This is a genomic window from Pseudomonas sp. BF-RE-25, assembly GCF_019956105.1.
Taxonomy (GTDB): domain Bacteria; phylum Pseudomonadota; class Gammaproteobacteria; order Pseudomonadales; family Pseudomonadaceae; genus Aquipseudomonas; species Aquipseudomonas migulae.
The window spans coordinates 1-14,649 of sequence record NZ_JAHBDB010000006.1 but is presented as its reverse complement, the minus strand read 5'-3'; the positions used below and the strand labels follow the sequence as shown (position 1 = coordinate 14,649).

The window sequence follows — 14,649 nt, the reverse complement described above, 5'->3', positions numbered from 1 at the left end:
GTGAAAAGGGATTTATTTGTCATGAGGACGCCGGAATGAGCAACGTGGTGGTGGTCTATCACAGTGGCTACGGGCACACACGGGTCATGGCCGAAGCCGTGGCCCAAGGTGTGGAGCGGCACCTGGGCAGTACCTGCCAGCTGATTTCGGTCGAGGACGTGGACCAGCACTGGGACCGTTTGCACAACGCCGACGCGATCATCTTCGGTGCGCCGACCTACATGGGCAGCGCCTCGGCACGCTTCAAGGGGTTCATGGAAGCCACGGCGGCGTTCTACCTGACCCAACCCTGGCGCGACAAACTCGCGGCGGGCTTCACCAATTCCGGCTGCCTGTGTGGCGACAAACTCAACACCTTGCTGCAGATGGCGGTGTTCGCCGCGCAGCATTCGATGATCTGGGTCGGCCTCGACCTGCTGCCGGCACGCTCCGGCACCGGCGTGTTCGACGGGCAGCTCAATCGCCTCGGCAGTTCGCTGGGCGCCATGGCGCAGTCGAATGTCGAACAGTCCCCCGAATTCGCACCGCCCCCGGAAGATCGCTGCACCGCCGCGCACCTGGGCGAACGCGTGGCGCGGCTGGCTGAACGCCTGAGCCACTCACCGGTTTGAATCACCCCAACCCTCCTGAGGAAACATCGCATGAGCACGTTCACCACCCGAGACGGCACCGAGATTTATTACAAGGATTGGGGCACCGGCCAGCCCATCGTCTTCAGCCACGGTTGGCCGCTGAACGCCGACAGCTGGGAATCGCAGATGATCTTCCTCGCCTCCAAAGGCTACCGGGTGATCGCCCACGACCGTCGTGGCCACGGCCGCTCCAGTCAGCCGTGGACCGGCAACGACATGGACACCTACGCCGATGACCTGGCGCAGTTGATCGAACGGCTCGACCTGAAAGACGCCGTGCTGTTCGGTTTCTCCACCGGCGGTGGTGAAGTGGCGCGCTACATCGGTCGCCACGGCACCGGGCGCGTGGCCAAGGCCGGGCTGATTTCAGCGGTGCCGCCCCTGATGCTCAAGGCCGAAGCCAACCCCGGTGGCCTGCCGATCGAGGTGTTTGACGGTATTCGTCAGGCGTCCCTGGTCGACCGTTCGCAGCTGTACATCGACCTCGCCAGCGGTCCGTTCTTCGGCTTCAACAAACCGGACGCCAAACCGTCGCAAGGCATGATCGACTGGTTCTGGATGCAGGGCATGACCTCCGGCCACAAGAACGCTTATGACTGCATCAAGGCGTTCTCCGAAACCGACTTTACCGAAGACCTGAAGAAATTCGACATCCCCACGCTGGTGGTGCACGGCGACGCGGACCAGGTGGTGCCGATCGAGGCCGCCGGCATTGCTTCGGCAAAACTGGTCAAGGGGTCTACGCTGAAGGTCTACCCCGGCGCGCCCCATGGCCTGACTGATACCCACAAGGATCAGCTCAACGCTGATCTGCTGGCGTTCCTCAAGGGTTGATGTGCCCACGGCGCGGGCGTAGATCCGCGCCGTTCTCGCTCCTGATGAGCCGAATCCTTCGAGAACCTGACCATGAAAAAGCTGACCAACGCCACCGGGGCACCGGTGGCCGACAACTTCAATATCCAGACCGCCGGCCCCCGTGGACCGGCGCTCTTGCAAGACATCTGGTTGCTGGAAAAACTCGCCCACTTCGACCGCGAACTGATCCCGGAACGGCGCATGCACGCCAAGGGTGCGGGCGCCTACGGCACCTTCACCGTCACCCATGACATCACCCGTTATACAAAAGCCAGCATCTTCAGCTCGGTGGGCAAGGAAACGCCGCTGTTCGTGCGTTTTTCCTCGGTGGCCGGCGAACGCGGCGCGGCGGATGCCGAGCGTGATATCCGTGGCTTCGCGGTGAAGTTCTACACCGACGAAGGCAACTGGGACATTGTCGGCAACAACACGCCGGTGTTTTTCTTCCGCGACCCGCTGCGTTTCTCCGACCTCAACCACGTGGTCAAGCGCGACCCGCGCACCGGTCTGCGCAACGCCACCAGCAACTGGGACTTCTGGACCCTGCTGCCCGAGGCGCTGCACCAGGTGACCATCGTGATGAGCGATCGCGGGATTCCCACCAGCTTCCGTCACATGCACGGCTTCGGCAGTCACACCTTCAGCCTGATCGACCGCGACAACAAACGGGTGTGGGTGAAGTTTCATTTTGTCTGCCAGCAAGGCATCGAAAACCTCTCGGACGCCGAGGCCGAAGCGGTGGTCGGCAAGGACCGCGAAAGCAATCTGCGCGACCTTTACGAAGTCATCGAGCAGGGCAACTTCCCGCGCTGGAAATTGTGCATTCAGGTGATGGAGGAAGAACAGGCGCTCAACTATCGGCATAACCCGTTCGACTTGACCAAGGTCTGGCCACACGCTGAATTCCCGCTGATTGAAGTGGGCGTCATGGAGCTCAATCGCAACGCCGAAAACCACTTTGCCGAAATCGAACAGGCAGCGTTTTCGCCGGCCAACGTGGTGCCGGGCGTGAGTTTTTCACCGGACCGCATGCTCCAGGCGCGGCTGTTTTCCTATGGTGATGCTCAGCGTTATCGCCTCGGCGTGAACTTCAACCACATCCCGGTCAACGCGCCACGCTGCCCGGCACACAGCTACCACCGCGACGGCGCCATGCGCACCGACGGCAACCTCGGCGGTACCGCCAGTTACTTCCCGAACAGTGTCGGTGAATGGCAGGACTCACCGGAACTGGCCGAGCCGCCGCTGCCGCTGGAAGGCTTTGCGCAGCATTATGATCATCGGTTGGAAGAGGATCATTACGAACAGCCGGGTAACCTGTTTCGACTGCTCGATCCGGCGCGCAAGCAGTTGCTGTTCGACAACACCGCACGCGCCATGAACGGCGTGCCGCAGGCAATCCGCCAGCGTCATATCGACAACTGCACCAAGGCCGATCCGGCGTACGGATTTGGCGTGGCCGAGGCGTTGGAGCGGTTGGTGCCGTTAGGGTAAAAGGCAGCAGGCTTGCGGGCGATGGCGCCCATGAAATCGCCATCGCCGGCAAGCCGGGCTCCTACAGGTTTTGTGTCGACCCTCAATCCCCGAACACCCCATAATCCTTGTAGGAGCCGGCTTGCCGGCGATGGCGCCCGCAAAATCGCCATCGCCAGCAAGCCAGGCTCCTACAGATTTTGCGTCGATCCTCAATCCCCGAACACCTCCACAGTCCCTGTAGGAGCCGGCTTGCTGGCGATGGCGCCCATGAAATCGCCATCGCCAGCAAGCCAGGCTCCTACAGGTTTTGTGTCGACCCTCAATCCCCGAACACCCCCACAATCCTTGTAGGAGCCGGCTTGCCGGCGATGGCGCCCGCAAAATCGCCATCGCCGGCAAGCCGGGCTCCTACAAGGATGTGCGTGGAAGCGCGCGCATGGCTCGGCAGCGCCAGGCGAAAGGGTTGATGCCTTCGCTGCGGGTGAAGATGTGGCAGAAGTGCGCCTGATCGCAGAAGCCGCATTCGAGGCTGATTTGCGTGAGGCTCAGGTCGGTGTTCTGGATCAGTTGCTTGGCCCGGGCGATGCGTTGGTGGCGAATCCAGTCTTGCGGCGAGAGGCCGGTGCTGCACTTGAATGCACGGGAGAAATGACTGCGCGAGAGGGCGCAGGCGCGTGCCAGTTCGGTCACTTCGACGGTTTCACCGAGGCGTTCGAGGATCAGTTGCTTGACCAGGCTTTCGCGCCACGGGGTCAGGCCGCCGGTGGTTTTCTTTCGCGTTTCAGTGGCAGTCGCGCGAGCGACGTTTTGCTGAGAATGAGCCATGACAAATGTCCGTTTCGGTGAGCTTCATTCTTGGTCGCGGGGCTCTGGCAGGCGAGTTAAACGTTGTTAATTTCGCCGATGCGCAGTGGTGGCCAACAGCGCTGACTCAGCACATGGCTGCAATTTTTGCGGTGCCGGGCGAGGCATGATCGACGTCTTGTGGCGGGCCTGTGCATGGCCGCTCTTCTGACTTGATCAAGGGTGACGGCATGAAACATTCTCTGGTTGGCGCGTTGGGCCTCGCGGTGGCGTTGGCGTCCGGAATCTCCTCGGCTCAGGCACCGGCACAGGTCGGCACCCAGGTGCCGGGCTACTTCCGCCTGGCGGTGGGCGACTTTGAGGTGACGGCGCTGTTCGACGGCTACAACGACCTGTCGCCCAAACTGCTCCAGGGCCTGACCCAAAGCCAGATCCGCGCACTGCTGGCCCGTCGCTCGATTGAAACGCCGGGGGTGCAGACTGCGTTCAACGCCTTCCTGATCAACACCGGCAAGCAATTGATCCTGGTGGATACCGGCGCCGGTCAATGCATCGGTGCGACGGCGGGCATGCTCTCGGACAACATGAAAGCCGCCGGTTACGAGCCTTCGCAGGTCGACACGATTCTGTTGACCCACCTGCACCTGGACCATGTGTGCGGATTGGTCGATGGCCAGCAGAAACCGGTTTTTGCCAACGCCACGGTCTACGCCGCGAAGGCCGAAGCCGATTACTGGCTTGATCCTCAGGCGCTGGCCAAAGCTCCCGAGGGCGCCAAGCCGTATTTCAAAATCGCCCAGGACTCCACCGCGCCGTACGTCACGGCGGGACGTTTCAAGACGTTCGACGCCGGTCAGTCGCCTGTGCCGGGGGTCGAGGCCACGCTGGAAGCCGGGCACACGCCGGGCAGCACGACGTACCGCTTCACCTCTCAAGGGCAGAGCATTTTGTTCATGGGCGATCTGGTGCATAACCTCGCGGTGCAGTTCTTGCACCCGGAAGTCTCGATCGGCTTTGACGTCAACAGTCAGCAAGCGATCAAAAGCCGCGCCAAGGTGTTCAGCGATGCAGCCGCCGGTAAAACCTGGGTGACGGCAGCGCATTTGCCGTTTCCGGGCATTGGCCATATCGGCGCAGAGGGTAAGCATTTTCAATGGGTGCCGGTCGAATACGGTCCTTATAAACGTGCGGCGAAAGTGCCGCTGATCGAGTAAAGTCCGACGCATTCACAAGGGAGCCGTGCCAATGAACCGTAACGATCTGCGCCGCGTCGACATGAACCTGTTGGTGATTTTCGAGGCCTTGATGTTCGAGAGGAACCTGACCCGGGTGGCTGAAAAATTGTTCATGGGCCAACCGGCGGTGAGTGCGGCGCTGGGGCGGTTACGGGATCTGTTTGACGATCCGTTGCTGTTGCGTAATGGCCGCGGCATGGAGCCGACAACGCGGGCGCTGGCGATTCTCAAGGAATTGCAGCCGGCGATGGATGTGATTTCCGGGGCGGTCAGCCGGGCGAAAGAATTTGATCCAGCGAGCAGCTGCGATGTGTTCCGCATTGGTTTGTCGGACGACGCCGAATTCGGTTTGTTTCCGCCGTTGTTGCGGCAATTGCAGGAAGAGGCGCCGGGGATTGTTGTGGTGGTGCGGCGTGCGAACTATTTGCTGATGCCGGCATTGCTGGCTTCGGGAGAGATCTCTGTGGGGGTGAGTTACACCACGGATTTGCCCGCGAATGCGAAGTGCAAGAAATTGCGCGACATCCCCTGCAAGGTGCTGCGTGGGGACAAGCGACCGGGGCTGCTGACGCTGGATGAATACTGCGAGCGACCGCATGCGATGGTGTCTTTTTCCGGTGATCTGAGCGGCAATATCGATATGGATCTGGCCAAGGTTGGCCGCAGTCGTCGGGTGGTGTTGGGTGTTCCGCAGTTCAGTGGGTTGCGTGCGTTGCTGGCCGGCACGGAGATGATTGCGACGGTGCCGGATTATGCGGCGTGTGCGCTGGTTGAGGGGTGTGCGTTGCGGGCTGAGGATCCACCGTTTCCCATTGATGCTGCGCAGCTTTCGATGGCTTGGAGTGGGGTGCATGACAATGATCCGGCGGAGCGGTGGTTGCGGTCGCGGATCAGTGAGTTTATGTCCAGGCCTTTGCCTGTATCGGGTTGAACGTGGCGGCCTTTGGGCCGACCATTTTCTTTTGGGTGTACATATCCATTGCTGCGGTAACGGCCGCCTATGGTTTCGCCCTTACGGCGACTCACTTTTGCAGACGCCCAAAAGTAAGCAAAACGCTTCGCCCCAGCGTCCGGCCCCTCGCTAAGGCTCGGTGTTCCCTCGCTCCGGTCCTGCTCCGTGGGCCCGCCGCCATCGGCCATCCCTGGCCGGGGGCGGCTAGCCCGGCATCCATGCCGGGCTGCCCACTGCGCAGAACCTCCACTCGGCCTCCCGAAGGGGCGGGCAGATCAAAATCAAAAGCTGAAGGCGAGCTAACGCTCGGCCTGATGAGTGGTGAAAAGCGAAATCAAACGCGATTCCCTGTAGGAGCCGGCTTGCCGGCGAAAAGCGTTTGGACAACGCGTTCATTCAGACGGCCCGCGTTATCGTTGACGTCCATCGCCAGCAAGCTGGCTCCTACAGGGGAAATGCAGATGCGTTTGGATAAATACGATCAACTGTAGGAGCCGGCTTGCTGCGGGCGGCGTTCCGACGATGGCGGCCTCAAGAACACAGCACTATCCGAAATTTTTCGCCAGCAAGCCGGCTCCTACAGTTGATCGGTGTACAACGGGGACCTTGTAGGAGTGAGCCTGCTCGCGATGGCGGCCTGAAGCACACTGCACTTTCCAAAATCTTTCGCCAGCAAGCCGGCTCCAGCTGGGGTTGTGTGATGCTGTGAAAAAGAGCACGTACATTCAATTTTCCCCGCCCCCACACCGGCACTATCGAATGAGGTCCCGGCGCTTTGACGCCGATGGTTTTTCATTTGTGCAGGTAGTCCATGAACGCTTCGCAATGGGATGAACGGGCCCAGGATATCGGGCTGTTTTTTTTGCGGGTCAGCGGTGGTTTGTTTCTGCTGTGGGTGCACGGTTTGCCCAAGCTGCTTAACTACAACGCTCAACTGCAAGTCATCGAAGACCCTTTCCACCTGGGCGCGAATGTCACGCTGATGCTGGCGATTTTCGCCGAGGTGCTGTGCCCGCTGCTGATCATTGCCGGGGTGTTGGTGCGCCTGGCGTGCCTGCCGGTTTTGTCTGTGTTGTGGATCGCGCTGCTGGTTGTGCACCCGCAATGGAGCCTCGAGGAAGGGCAGTTCGGTTGGCTGCTGTTGATTCTGTTCACCAGCCTTTTTATCGCCGGGCCGGGACGGCTGGCGCTCAATGTCCGATTCGCCGGAGCTTTGCGTTATGCCTGAATCCAATCGTTTCGAGGAAGTCGTGACCCTGGTCATCAAGCACCGGGTCAAAGCCGGTTTTGAAGTGCCCTACGAAGCCTGGTTGCGCAACATCGTCAGCATCGCCGGGCAGCAGGAAGGGCACTTGGGGGTGGATGTGATGCGCGGCAAGAGCGCCGGCCTCGACATGTACACCTGCGTGCTGCGCTTTTGCTCCACCGACGCGATGCAGCACTGGCTCGATTCGCCACAACGGCTGGAACTGGTCAACGAAGCCACGCCGATGCTCGCCGATGGCGACCAGACCGAGGTCAACCCGGTCAAGGAATTCTGGTTCGCGCCGCAGGCTGAAACCGGTTCGCCGCCGCCGCGCTGGAAGCAGGCCGTGGTGACGTTGCTGGTGATTCTGCCGCACACCTTGCTGGTGCCGCTGATCTGGGGCCCGCTGTTGCGGCTTAACGCGTTCCTGTCCAATTACGTGGTCGCCACGTTCCTGATCACGCTGACCATCGTCGTTTCGGTGGTGTACCTGTTCATGCCGATGGCGACGCGTTTGTTCGCGCCTTGGCTGTCCCCCTCCACTCAGCCCAAGGAAACGCGATGAACGCCGACCTGATTTTGTTCAATGGCCAATTTCATACCGTTGACCGTGAAAACCCACGCGCCAGTGCCGTCGCCATCAGCGATGGCCGCTTCGTCGCGGTCGGCACTGACGCCGAAGCCATGGCCCTGCGCGGCTCCGGCACCCAGGTCATCGACCTCAAGGGCCGCTGCGTCATCCCCGGCCTTAACGACTCGCACTTGCACCTGATCCGTGGCGGTTTGAACTACAACCTCGAACTGCGCTGGGAAGGTGTGCCGTCGCTGGCCGACGCCCTGCGCATGCTCAAGGATCAGGCCGACCGCACGCCAACGCCGCAATGGGTGCGCGTGGTCGGTGGCTGGAACGAATTCCAGTTTGCTGAAAAGCGCATGCCGACCCTCGAGGAACTCAACCAGGCGGCGCCGGATACGCCGGTATTTGTCCTGCATCTATATGACCGCGCTCTGCTCAACCGCGCCGCGTTGCGCGTGGCCGGTTACACCCGCAACACGCCGAATCCGCCGGGTGGCGAGATTGTGCGCGATGCCAACGGTGAGCCGACCGGCATGCTGGTCGCGCGCCCGAACGCGATGATTTTGTACTCGACACTGGCCAAGGGGCCGAAGTTGCCGCTGGAGTATCAGGTCAACTCGACCCGCCAGTTCATGCGCGAACTCAACCGTCTCGGCCTGACCAGCGCCATCGATGCCGGCGGTGGTTTCCAGAATTATCCGGATGATTACCAGGTGATCGAGCAGTTGGCCAAGGACCAGCAACTGACCGTCCGCATCGCCTACAACCTGTTCACCCAGAAGCCGAAAGAAGAGCTGGCCGATTTCAAGAACTGGACCAGCAGCGTGACCCTGCATCAGGGCGATGATTTCCTGCGACACAACGGCGCCGGGGAAATGCTGGTGTTCTCGGCGGCGGATTTCGAGGACTTCCTCGAACCGCGTCCCGACCTGCCGCAAACCATGGAAGACGAGCTGGAACCGGTGGTCCGCCACCTCGTCGAGCAGCGCTGGCCGTTCCGTTTGCACGCCACCTACAACGAATCCATCAGCCGCATGCTCGACGTGTTCGAGAAGGTTAACCGCGACATCCCGTTCAATGGTTTGCCGTGGTTTTTCGATCACGCCGAAACCATCACGCCGCAGAACATCGAGCGGGTGAGGGCGCTGGGCGGTGGTATCGCGATTCAGGATCGCATGGCGTTTCAGGGCGAGTATTTCGTCGAGCGTTACGGCGCCAAGGCTGCCGAAGCGACGCCGCCGATCAAGCGCATGCTGGCCGAAGGTGTACCGGTTGGCGCGGGTACCGATGCGACGCGGGTGTCCAGCTACAACCCATGGACTTCGCTGTACTGGATGGTCAGCGGCCGCACCGTCGGTGGCCTGGAGCTGCACGCCGAGGGGCTGTCCCGGCAGACTGCGCTGGAGCTGTTCACCCACGGCAGCGCCTGGTTCTCTTCCGAGCAGGGCAAGAAAGGCATGATCAAAGTCGGCCAACTGGCTGACGTCGCAGCCCTGAGCGCGGACTTTTTCAGCGTCGACGAAGAAGCGATCAAGTGGATCGAGTCGGTGTTGACCGTGGTCGGCGGCAAGGTGGTGTACGCCGCCGGTGATTTCGAAAAACTCGGCCCGGCCAGTGTGCCGGTGCTGCCGGACTGGTCGCCGGTGGTCAAGGTGCCGGGTCACTGGCGCCCGACGTCGCCGATGCAGGCGCAGGTTCACCATTGCAGCGGGCCGTGCGGCGTGCATTCCCACAGTCATGAAAAGGCGCGGTTGTCGAACGCGCCGGTCAGCGATTTCGCCGGTTTCTGGGGCGCCTTCGGCTGCTCGTGCTTCGCGTTCTGACGATCAAAAAAAAGCGCCGACCCGCGTGTCGGCGCCTGACGTAATACCCATCCATCGAGGAGTTTCACATGAGCAACGTTCCGTACAAACGCCTGAACAAAGACGATGCCGTTGTCCTGTTGGTCGATCACCAGACCGGTCTGATTTCGCTGGTTCAGGATTTCTCGCCGAACGAATTCAAGAACAACGTGCTGGCCCTGGGCGACGTGGCCAAGTTCTTCAAACTGCCGACCATCCTCACCACCAGCTTCGAAAACGGCCCGAACGGCCCGATGGTGCCGGAATTGAAAGAGCAGTTCCCGGACGCGCCGTACATCCCGCGTCCAGGCCAGATCAACGCCTGGGACAACGAAGATTTCGTCAAGGCCGTCAAAGCCACCGGCCGCAAGCAACTGATCATCGCCGGTGTGGTGACTGACGTTTGCGTGACCTTCCCGACGCTGTCGGCGCTGGCCGAAGGGTTTGAAGTGTTTGTGGTGACCGATGCTTCGGGTACGTTCAACGAAACCGTGCAACAAGCTGCGTGGGCGCGTATGGCCGCCGCCGGTGCACAACTGGTGAACTGGTTCTCCGTCGCGTGCGAGCTGCAGGGCGACTGGCGCAACGACATGGAAGGCCTGGCGAATCTGCTGTCGCCGCGTATTCCCAACTACCGCAACCTGATGAACAGCTACTCGGTGTTGACTTCGAAATAACCTCCTTCAAGCAACATGCATAACCTGTGGGAGCGAGCCTGCTCGCGATGGCGGTGTTTCAGCCGACATCTATGTTGGATGTGCTGCCGCTATCGCGAGCAGGCTCGCTCCCACAGGGTTACCGTTTTTGCAGCCAACTCAAAAAACCACTTTTCTTGATCGGCACCGGTTTGGCCAGCAGCGCCAACCGACTGTTCTGCTGCCGTACCGCCTGCAACTTGTTCAACGCCCGACCCACCTCAACCCGCTGTTCCATGCAGCTGCGGGTCAGGGATTTGTCGATCCGGTAGATGATGCACGAGGTCAACGCGGTGAACGTGGCCTGCGATGGCGTATCGGTGAGGATGCTCTGTTCACCCATCACCTCGCTCGGCCCCATGCGCCCGGCTTCGGTTTGCCCGGCGCCGTCCGGTACTGTTGCGCTGACCACGCCTGTGGCGATGACCATCAGGCTGTCCGGCACTTCACCCAGTTCCAGCACCACCTGGCCTGCCGCGTACTGCTGCGCGACCATCGAATGGGCCATCCGGTCGCGTTCGTCTTCGCTCAGGGAACGGAAGACTTTCACCTCGTCCAGCAAGGACCGCGCGCGGGATGTCGGTTCGATCACGCCGTCGAGCTGTCGGGAAATACCCGCCGCTTCGAGGTGCCGATGGGCGAGGTCGAACAGTTGATTGCGCACTTCGCTTTTCTTGCCGAGTTCGGCGATAAACCCGCTGGCCACGTATTCGGACATGGTTTCGCCGGCCTCTTTCAGCACGGCTTTCGGCGCCGGGTTGAGCAGAAGACTGCTGCTGCCTTGCAGCGTGCGGTCCAGTGCCTCCAGCACCCGACGCGGACGGATGTGGTTGGGCACCTGGATGCTGATCGACACACCATGCATGTTGCCGGGGCGGCTCAGGTTGACGATCTTCGCTTTGGCCGCCACCGAGTTCGGCACCACCGCCGTACTGCCGGCGCTGGTCAGCAGGTGAGTGGCGCGCCAATCGATGTCGAGCACTTTGCCCTCGACGCCGTCGATCACGATCCAGTCATCCACCTGATACGGCTTGGTGGTGTTGAGCACGATCCCGGAAAACACATCGCTCAGGGTGCTTTGCAACGCCAGGCCGACGACGATTGCCACCACCCCGGACGTCGCCAGCAGACCTTTCACCGGCAACTCCAGCACGTAACCGGCTGCGGCGACGATGGCGATCAGAAACACCAGCGCGCCGATGACGTCCTGCAATAACCGCCCGCTGTGTCCGATGCGCCGCATCAGCAGCAGGCCGATGACTTCGGTGAGCACACGTGCGGCGTACAGCCACCAGAGAATCCCCAGAGCCGTCGCGCCCAGTTGCGCCACGCGGTCGTCTGCCAACAGCGGCGCCTGCAACGGGCTGACGCCGGCGTTGATGATGAGCGCGCTGAACATCACAAACAACGCGAGGCGCACACCGACCCGCGTGACGCGATGCTTGAACGGCGCTACGTGCCAGAGCACGGCGTCGATTACCAGCAACAGCGCACTCCAGGACAGCAGATGACCGTAGATGAGGGACATGGAAGAACTCCGGAAGACTGATTTTTTTGTAGGAGCCGGCTTGCCGGCGATGGCGATCTCAAACCCTGCATCGCTCTCACGGACGCCATCGCCGGCAAGCCGGCTCCTACAGAAAAGCCCCTCGCACGATGACCGTGGGAGGGGCGAGGGGACTCAGTTCAGATGAGTCTTGAGTTCCAGCGCGGCCTGACGCACCGCCGCTTTCACTTCCGGAATCTGGCTCAGCGGATTGAGCAAGCCGAAGTCGTGAATCATCCCGTTGTAACGCACCGCCGTGACCGGCACACCGGCCGCATCGAGGTGGCGGGCATAGGCTTCGCCTTCGTCACGCAACACGTCGAACTCGGCGGTCTGCACCAGCGCTGCCGGCAAGCCTTTGAGCTGTTCGGCGCTGGCCTGTAACGGCGAGGCATGGATCTGCGCACGCTCGGCCTGGTCGGTGGTGTAGTTGTCCCAGAACCAATTCATCATGCCTTTGGTGAGGAAGTGGCCTTCGGCAAATTGCTGGTACGAGCCGGTGTCGAACTGTGCGTTGGTCACTGGCCACATCAACAGCTGGAAGCGCAGTGCCGGGGCTTTCTGTTCCTTGGCCATCAATGCCACGACCGCCGCCATGTTGCCGCCGACGCTGTTGCCGGCCACCGCGAGACGCTTGCCGTCGACGCCGATGTCCTTGCCATGCTCGGCCACCCAGCGGGTCGCGGCGTAGGCCTGGTTGATCGCGGTCGGGTAGTGCGCTTCCGGCGACGGCGTGTAATCGACATACACCGCGACGGCGCCGGAGCCGACCACCAGGTCATGAATCAAGCGTTGGTGAGTCGGGTAATCGCCCAGCACCCAGCCGCCACCGTGGAAGAACATGAACACCGGCAACTCACCTTTGACCTTGGCCGGGCGCACGATTTTCAGGTTGATGGTTTGACCATCGACCTTGATTGCACGATCGCTGACGTCCACACCCGACAGATCAACCTTGACCGAGTTTTGCGCACCGGTCAGCACCGCACGGGCGTCTTTCGGGCTCAACTGCTCAAGCGGTTTACCGCCACCGGCGGCGAGGGCTTCGAGGAAGGCTTGAGTGTTGTGTTCAACGCCTGGGCTGCCAGCGGCAAAGGCGTTGCCGACGGAGAGGGCGAGCAGGGATGCGGTCAGGGTTTTTTTGACGAGGTTCATGAGCAAATCCTTTTTAATTAATTAGAGATTGGTTACCTAAGGGGCAGGTTGCTGCTGCGCTGGGACTCAGGCCTCAGCAACACCGTGGACGCAGATTAATAGGGTGCTCGAAAGGGAAAAAGCGGCTATAAAGCGTTTAACTGTCAACCGGAAAGTGACAATGAACCCGTTCGAAGATATGCGTATTTTTTGCCAGGTCATGGACTCCGGCAGCTTCACCTCGGCCGCCGATCAATTGGGCCTGTCCAAGCAGTTCGTCAGCCGTCGCTTGATGCAGCTTGAAGAACGCCTGGGCGTACGCTTGCTCAACCGCTCCACGCGGCGCCTGGACGTCACGCCGCTGGGCCAGAGTTATTACGAGTCGGCGTTGCGCTTGCTCAGCGAAGTCGAGCAGGTGGAACAGGGCATCGCCGGCCAGACCACTGAACCGCGCGGCACCATTCGCGTGAGCGCGCCGTTGTCGTTTGCGGTGGCACATTTGGGGTGTTTGCTGCCGGTGTTCTTGCAGCGTTATCGCGATGTCACGGTGGAAGTGGATTTGAGCGACCGCCCGGTGGATCTGCTCAGCGAGGGTTACGACCTGGCGTTGCGCATCGGCATCCTTGAAGACTCGACGCTGATTGCCCGCCGCATCGCTACGATCCAGCGGGTGTATTGCGCCAGCCCGGCTTACCTGGCGGAGCGCGGAACGCCGGGTAAACCCGAGGACCTGCACACGCACGACTGCCTGCCGTATGGCCACGGCCGCCAGGTGCAATGGCGTTTTGAAGGGCAGGGCAAGCCGCTGGCGGTCAACGTGACCGGGCGGATGCGGGTCAACAACGGTGAGTTGCTCAGGGATGCGGCCATTGCCGGGATGGGGATCACGTACCTGCCGACCTTCATTGTCGGGGCGGCGTTGAAGGATGGGCGGCTGGTGCCGGTGCTGGATGAGTTTCGCCCGCAGCCGCTGACATTGTCGGCGGTGTACCCGCAGCATCGCCAGAGTTCGCGACCGGTGCAGGCGTTGATCGAGTTTTTGCGTGAGCGGCTGGATCAGACTGAGGGTGGACTCTAGGTCCACGCGACCCCTGTAGGAGTGAGCCTGCTCGCGAAAGCGGTGTGTCAGACATATTAATGTTGAATGACAGATTGCTATCGCGAGCAGGCTCACTCCCACACTGGATTTAGGGTGTTCTTGATATCAGTAGTGATCAGGACCTTTTGTCATCACCCGGCTCGCCACCGACGTGCACGCCGTGGTCGTCACCCGGTTCACCGCCGACATGAACGCCGTGGTCGTCACCGATTTCACCGGCGCGATGAACGCCGCGGTTGTGGCCGACTTCACCGGCATGATGAACGCCGTGGTCGTCACCGATTTCACCGGCATGATGAACGCCACGGTTGTGGCCGACTTCACCGGCGTGATGAACGCCGTGATCGTCTCCCGGTTCGGCATGGGTGCCGCTGCGACCGGATGAGGCGGTGTTACCGGAATGTCCCGAGCCATGGTCGTTGCCACTGTGACCGCTGCCGCTATTGCCGCCGCTGCCGTTTCCACCGTGACCGCTGCCGCTTCCGCCGTGGCCGCCGCCATTGCCGCCGCCACCGTTTCCGCCACCACCACCGCCGCCAGAGCCACCGCCGCCACCA

At 61.4% G+C, this 14,649-nt stretch carries 15 protein-coding genes; 11 read left to right on the top strand and 4 right to left on the bottom strand.

The window, feature by feature from the left end:
- The first annotated feature begins 35 nt into the window (after positions 1-35).
- The 3 genes from KGB24_RS03155 (at position 36) to KGB24_RS03145 (ending at position 2,981) form a co-directional block, all read left to right on the top strand.
- Positions 36-611 carry a flavodoxin family protein gene (locus KGB24_RS03155; protein WP_008032866.1) on the top strand — a complete coding sequence of 192 codons (576 nt, stop codon included), beginning with the start codon at positions 36-38 and terminating at the stop codon, positions 609-611.
- A 30-nt stretch (positions 612-641) separates the two neighbouring features.
- On the top strand, positions 642-1,466 hold the full coding sequence (locus tag KGB24_RS03150; RefSeq protein WP_223414007.1) for an alpha/beta fold hydrolase: 825 nt from the start codon (positions 642-644) through the stop codon (positions 1,464-1,466).
- A gap of 72 nt (positions 1,467-1,538) precedes the next feature.
- Positions 1,539-2,981 (top strand): catalase, encoded by a 1,443-nt coding sequence (locus tag KGB24_RS03145; RefSeq protein WP_008041156.1) that lies wholly within the window; start codon positions 1,539-1,541, stop codon positions 2,979-2,981.
- A 390-nt stretch (positions 2,982-3,371) separates the two neighbouring features.
- Here KGB24_RS03145 and KGB24_RS03140 read toward each other — a convergent pair whose 3' ends face one another.
- Positions 3,372-3,788, bottom strand: coding sequence for a helix-turn-helix domain-containing protein (locus KGB24_RS03140; protein ID WP_223413803.1), 417 nt, complete (start codon positions 3,786-3,788; stop codon positions 3,372-3,374).
- Positions 3,789-3,793: 5 nt separating this feature from the next.
- On the opposite strand from KGB24_RS03140, the gene KGB24_RS03135 reads away from it, so the two are divergent.
- The 7 genes from KGB24_RS03135 to ycaC all read left to right on the top strand — a co-directional run bounded on the left by KGB24_RS03135 (position 3,794) and on the right by ycaC (position 10,295).
- Positions 3,794-3,937, top strand: a complete 144-nt coding sequence (locus KGB24_RS03135) for a hypothetical protein (protein ID WP_223413804.1) — start codon at positions 3,794-3,796, stop codon at positions 3,935-3,937.
- Between the two features lie 60 nt (positions 3,938-3,997).
- Complete coding sequence (locus tag KGB24_RS03130) at positions 3,998-4,981, top strand: MBL fold metallo-hydrolase (protein ID WP_223413805.1); 984 nt, start codon at positions 3,998-4,000, stop codon at positions 4,979-4,981.
- 31 nt (positions 4,982-5,012) lie between these two features.
- Complete coding sequence (locus KGB24_RS03125; RefSeq protein ID WP_223413806.1) at positions 5,013-5,933, top strand: LysR family transcriptional regulator; 921 nt, start codon at positions 5,013-5,015, stop codon at positions 5,931-5,933.
- Positions 5,934-6,765: 832 nt separating this feature from the next.
- Positions 6,766-7,182 carry a DoxX family protein gene (locus KGB24_RS03120; protein WP_008043253.1) on the top strand — a complete coding sequence of 139 codons (417 nt, stop codon included), beginning with the start codon at positions 6,766-6,768 and terminating at the stop codon, positions 7,180-7,182.
- On the top strand, positions 7,175-7,765 hold the full coding sequence (locus KGB24_RS03115) for an antibiotic biosynthesis monooxygenase (RefSeq protein WP_008032692.1): 591 nt from the start codon (positions 7,175-7,177) through the stop codon (positions 7,763-7,765). The genes KGB24_RS03120 and KGB24_RS03115 overlap by 8 nt, the downstream gene beginning before the upstream one ends.
- Positions 7,762-9,600: an amidohydrolase gene (locus KGB24_RS03110; RefSeq protein ID WP_223413807.1), complete on the top strand. Its 1,839-nt coding sequence runs from the start codon at positions 7,762-7,764 to the stop codon at positions 9,598-9,600. The genes KGB24_RS03115 and KGB24_RS03110 overlap by 4 nt, the downstream gene beginning before the upstream one ends.
- 68 nt (positions 9,601-9,668) lie before the next feature.
- Positions 9,669-10,295, top strand: coding sequence for an isochorismate family cysteine hydrolase YcaC (gene ycaC / locus KGB24_RS03105; RefSeq protein ID WP_008032694.1), 627 nt, complete (start codon positions 9,669-9,671; stop codon positions 10,293-10,295).
- A gap of 118 nt (positions 10,296-10,413) precedes the next feature.
- Here the strand turns inward: ycaC and KGB24_RS03100 are convergent, their stop codons facing one another.
- Positions 10,414-11,841: a mechanosensitive ion channel family protein gene (locus KGB24_RS03100; RefSeq protein WP_223413808.1), complete on the bottom strand. Its 1,428-nt coding sequence runs from the start codon at positions 11,839-11,841 to the stop codon at positions 10,414-10,416.
- Between the two features lie 153 nt (positions 11,842-11,994).
- Positions 11,995-13,014, bottom strand: a complete 1,020-nt coding sequence (locus tag KGB24_RS03095) for an alpha/beta hydrolase (protein ID WP_008032696.1) — start codon at positions 13,012-13,014, stop codon at positions 11,995-11,997.
- A gap of 160 nt (positions 13,015-13,174) precedes the next feature.
- On the opposite strand from KGB24_RS03095, the gene KGB24_RS03090 reads away from it, so the two are divergent.
- A complete protein-coding gene (locus tag KGB24_RS03090; RefSeq protein ID WP_223414053.1) occupies positions 13,175-14,071 on the top strand; it encodes a LysR family transcriptional regulator in 897 nt (298 codons plus the stop codon).
- A gap of 136 nt (positions 14,072-14,207) precedes the next feature.
- On the opposite strand, the gene KGB24_RS03085 is transcribed toward KGB24_RS03090, so the two are convergent.
- Positions 14,208-14,649 (bottom strand): hypothetical protein (locus KGB24_RS03085; protein WP_223474731.1); only part of this gene is annotated, 442 nt, incomplete at its 5' end.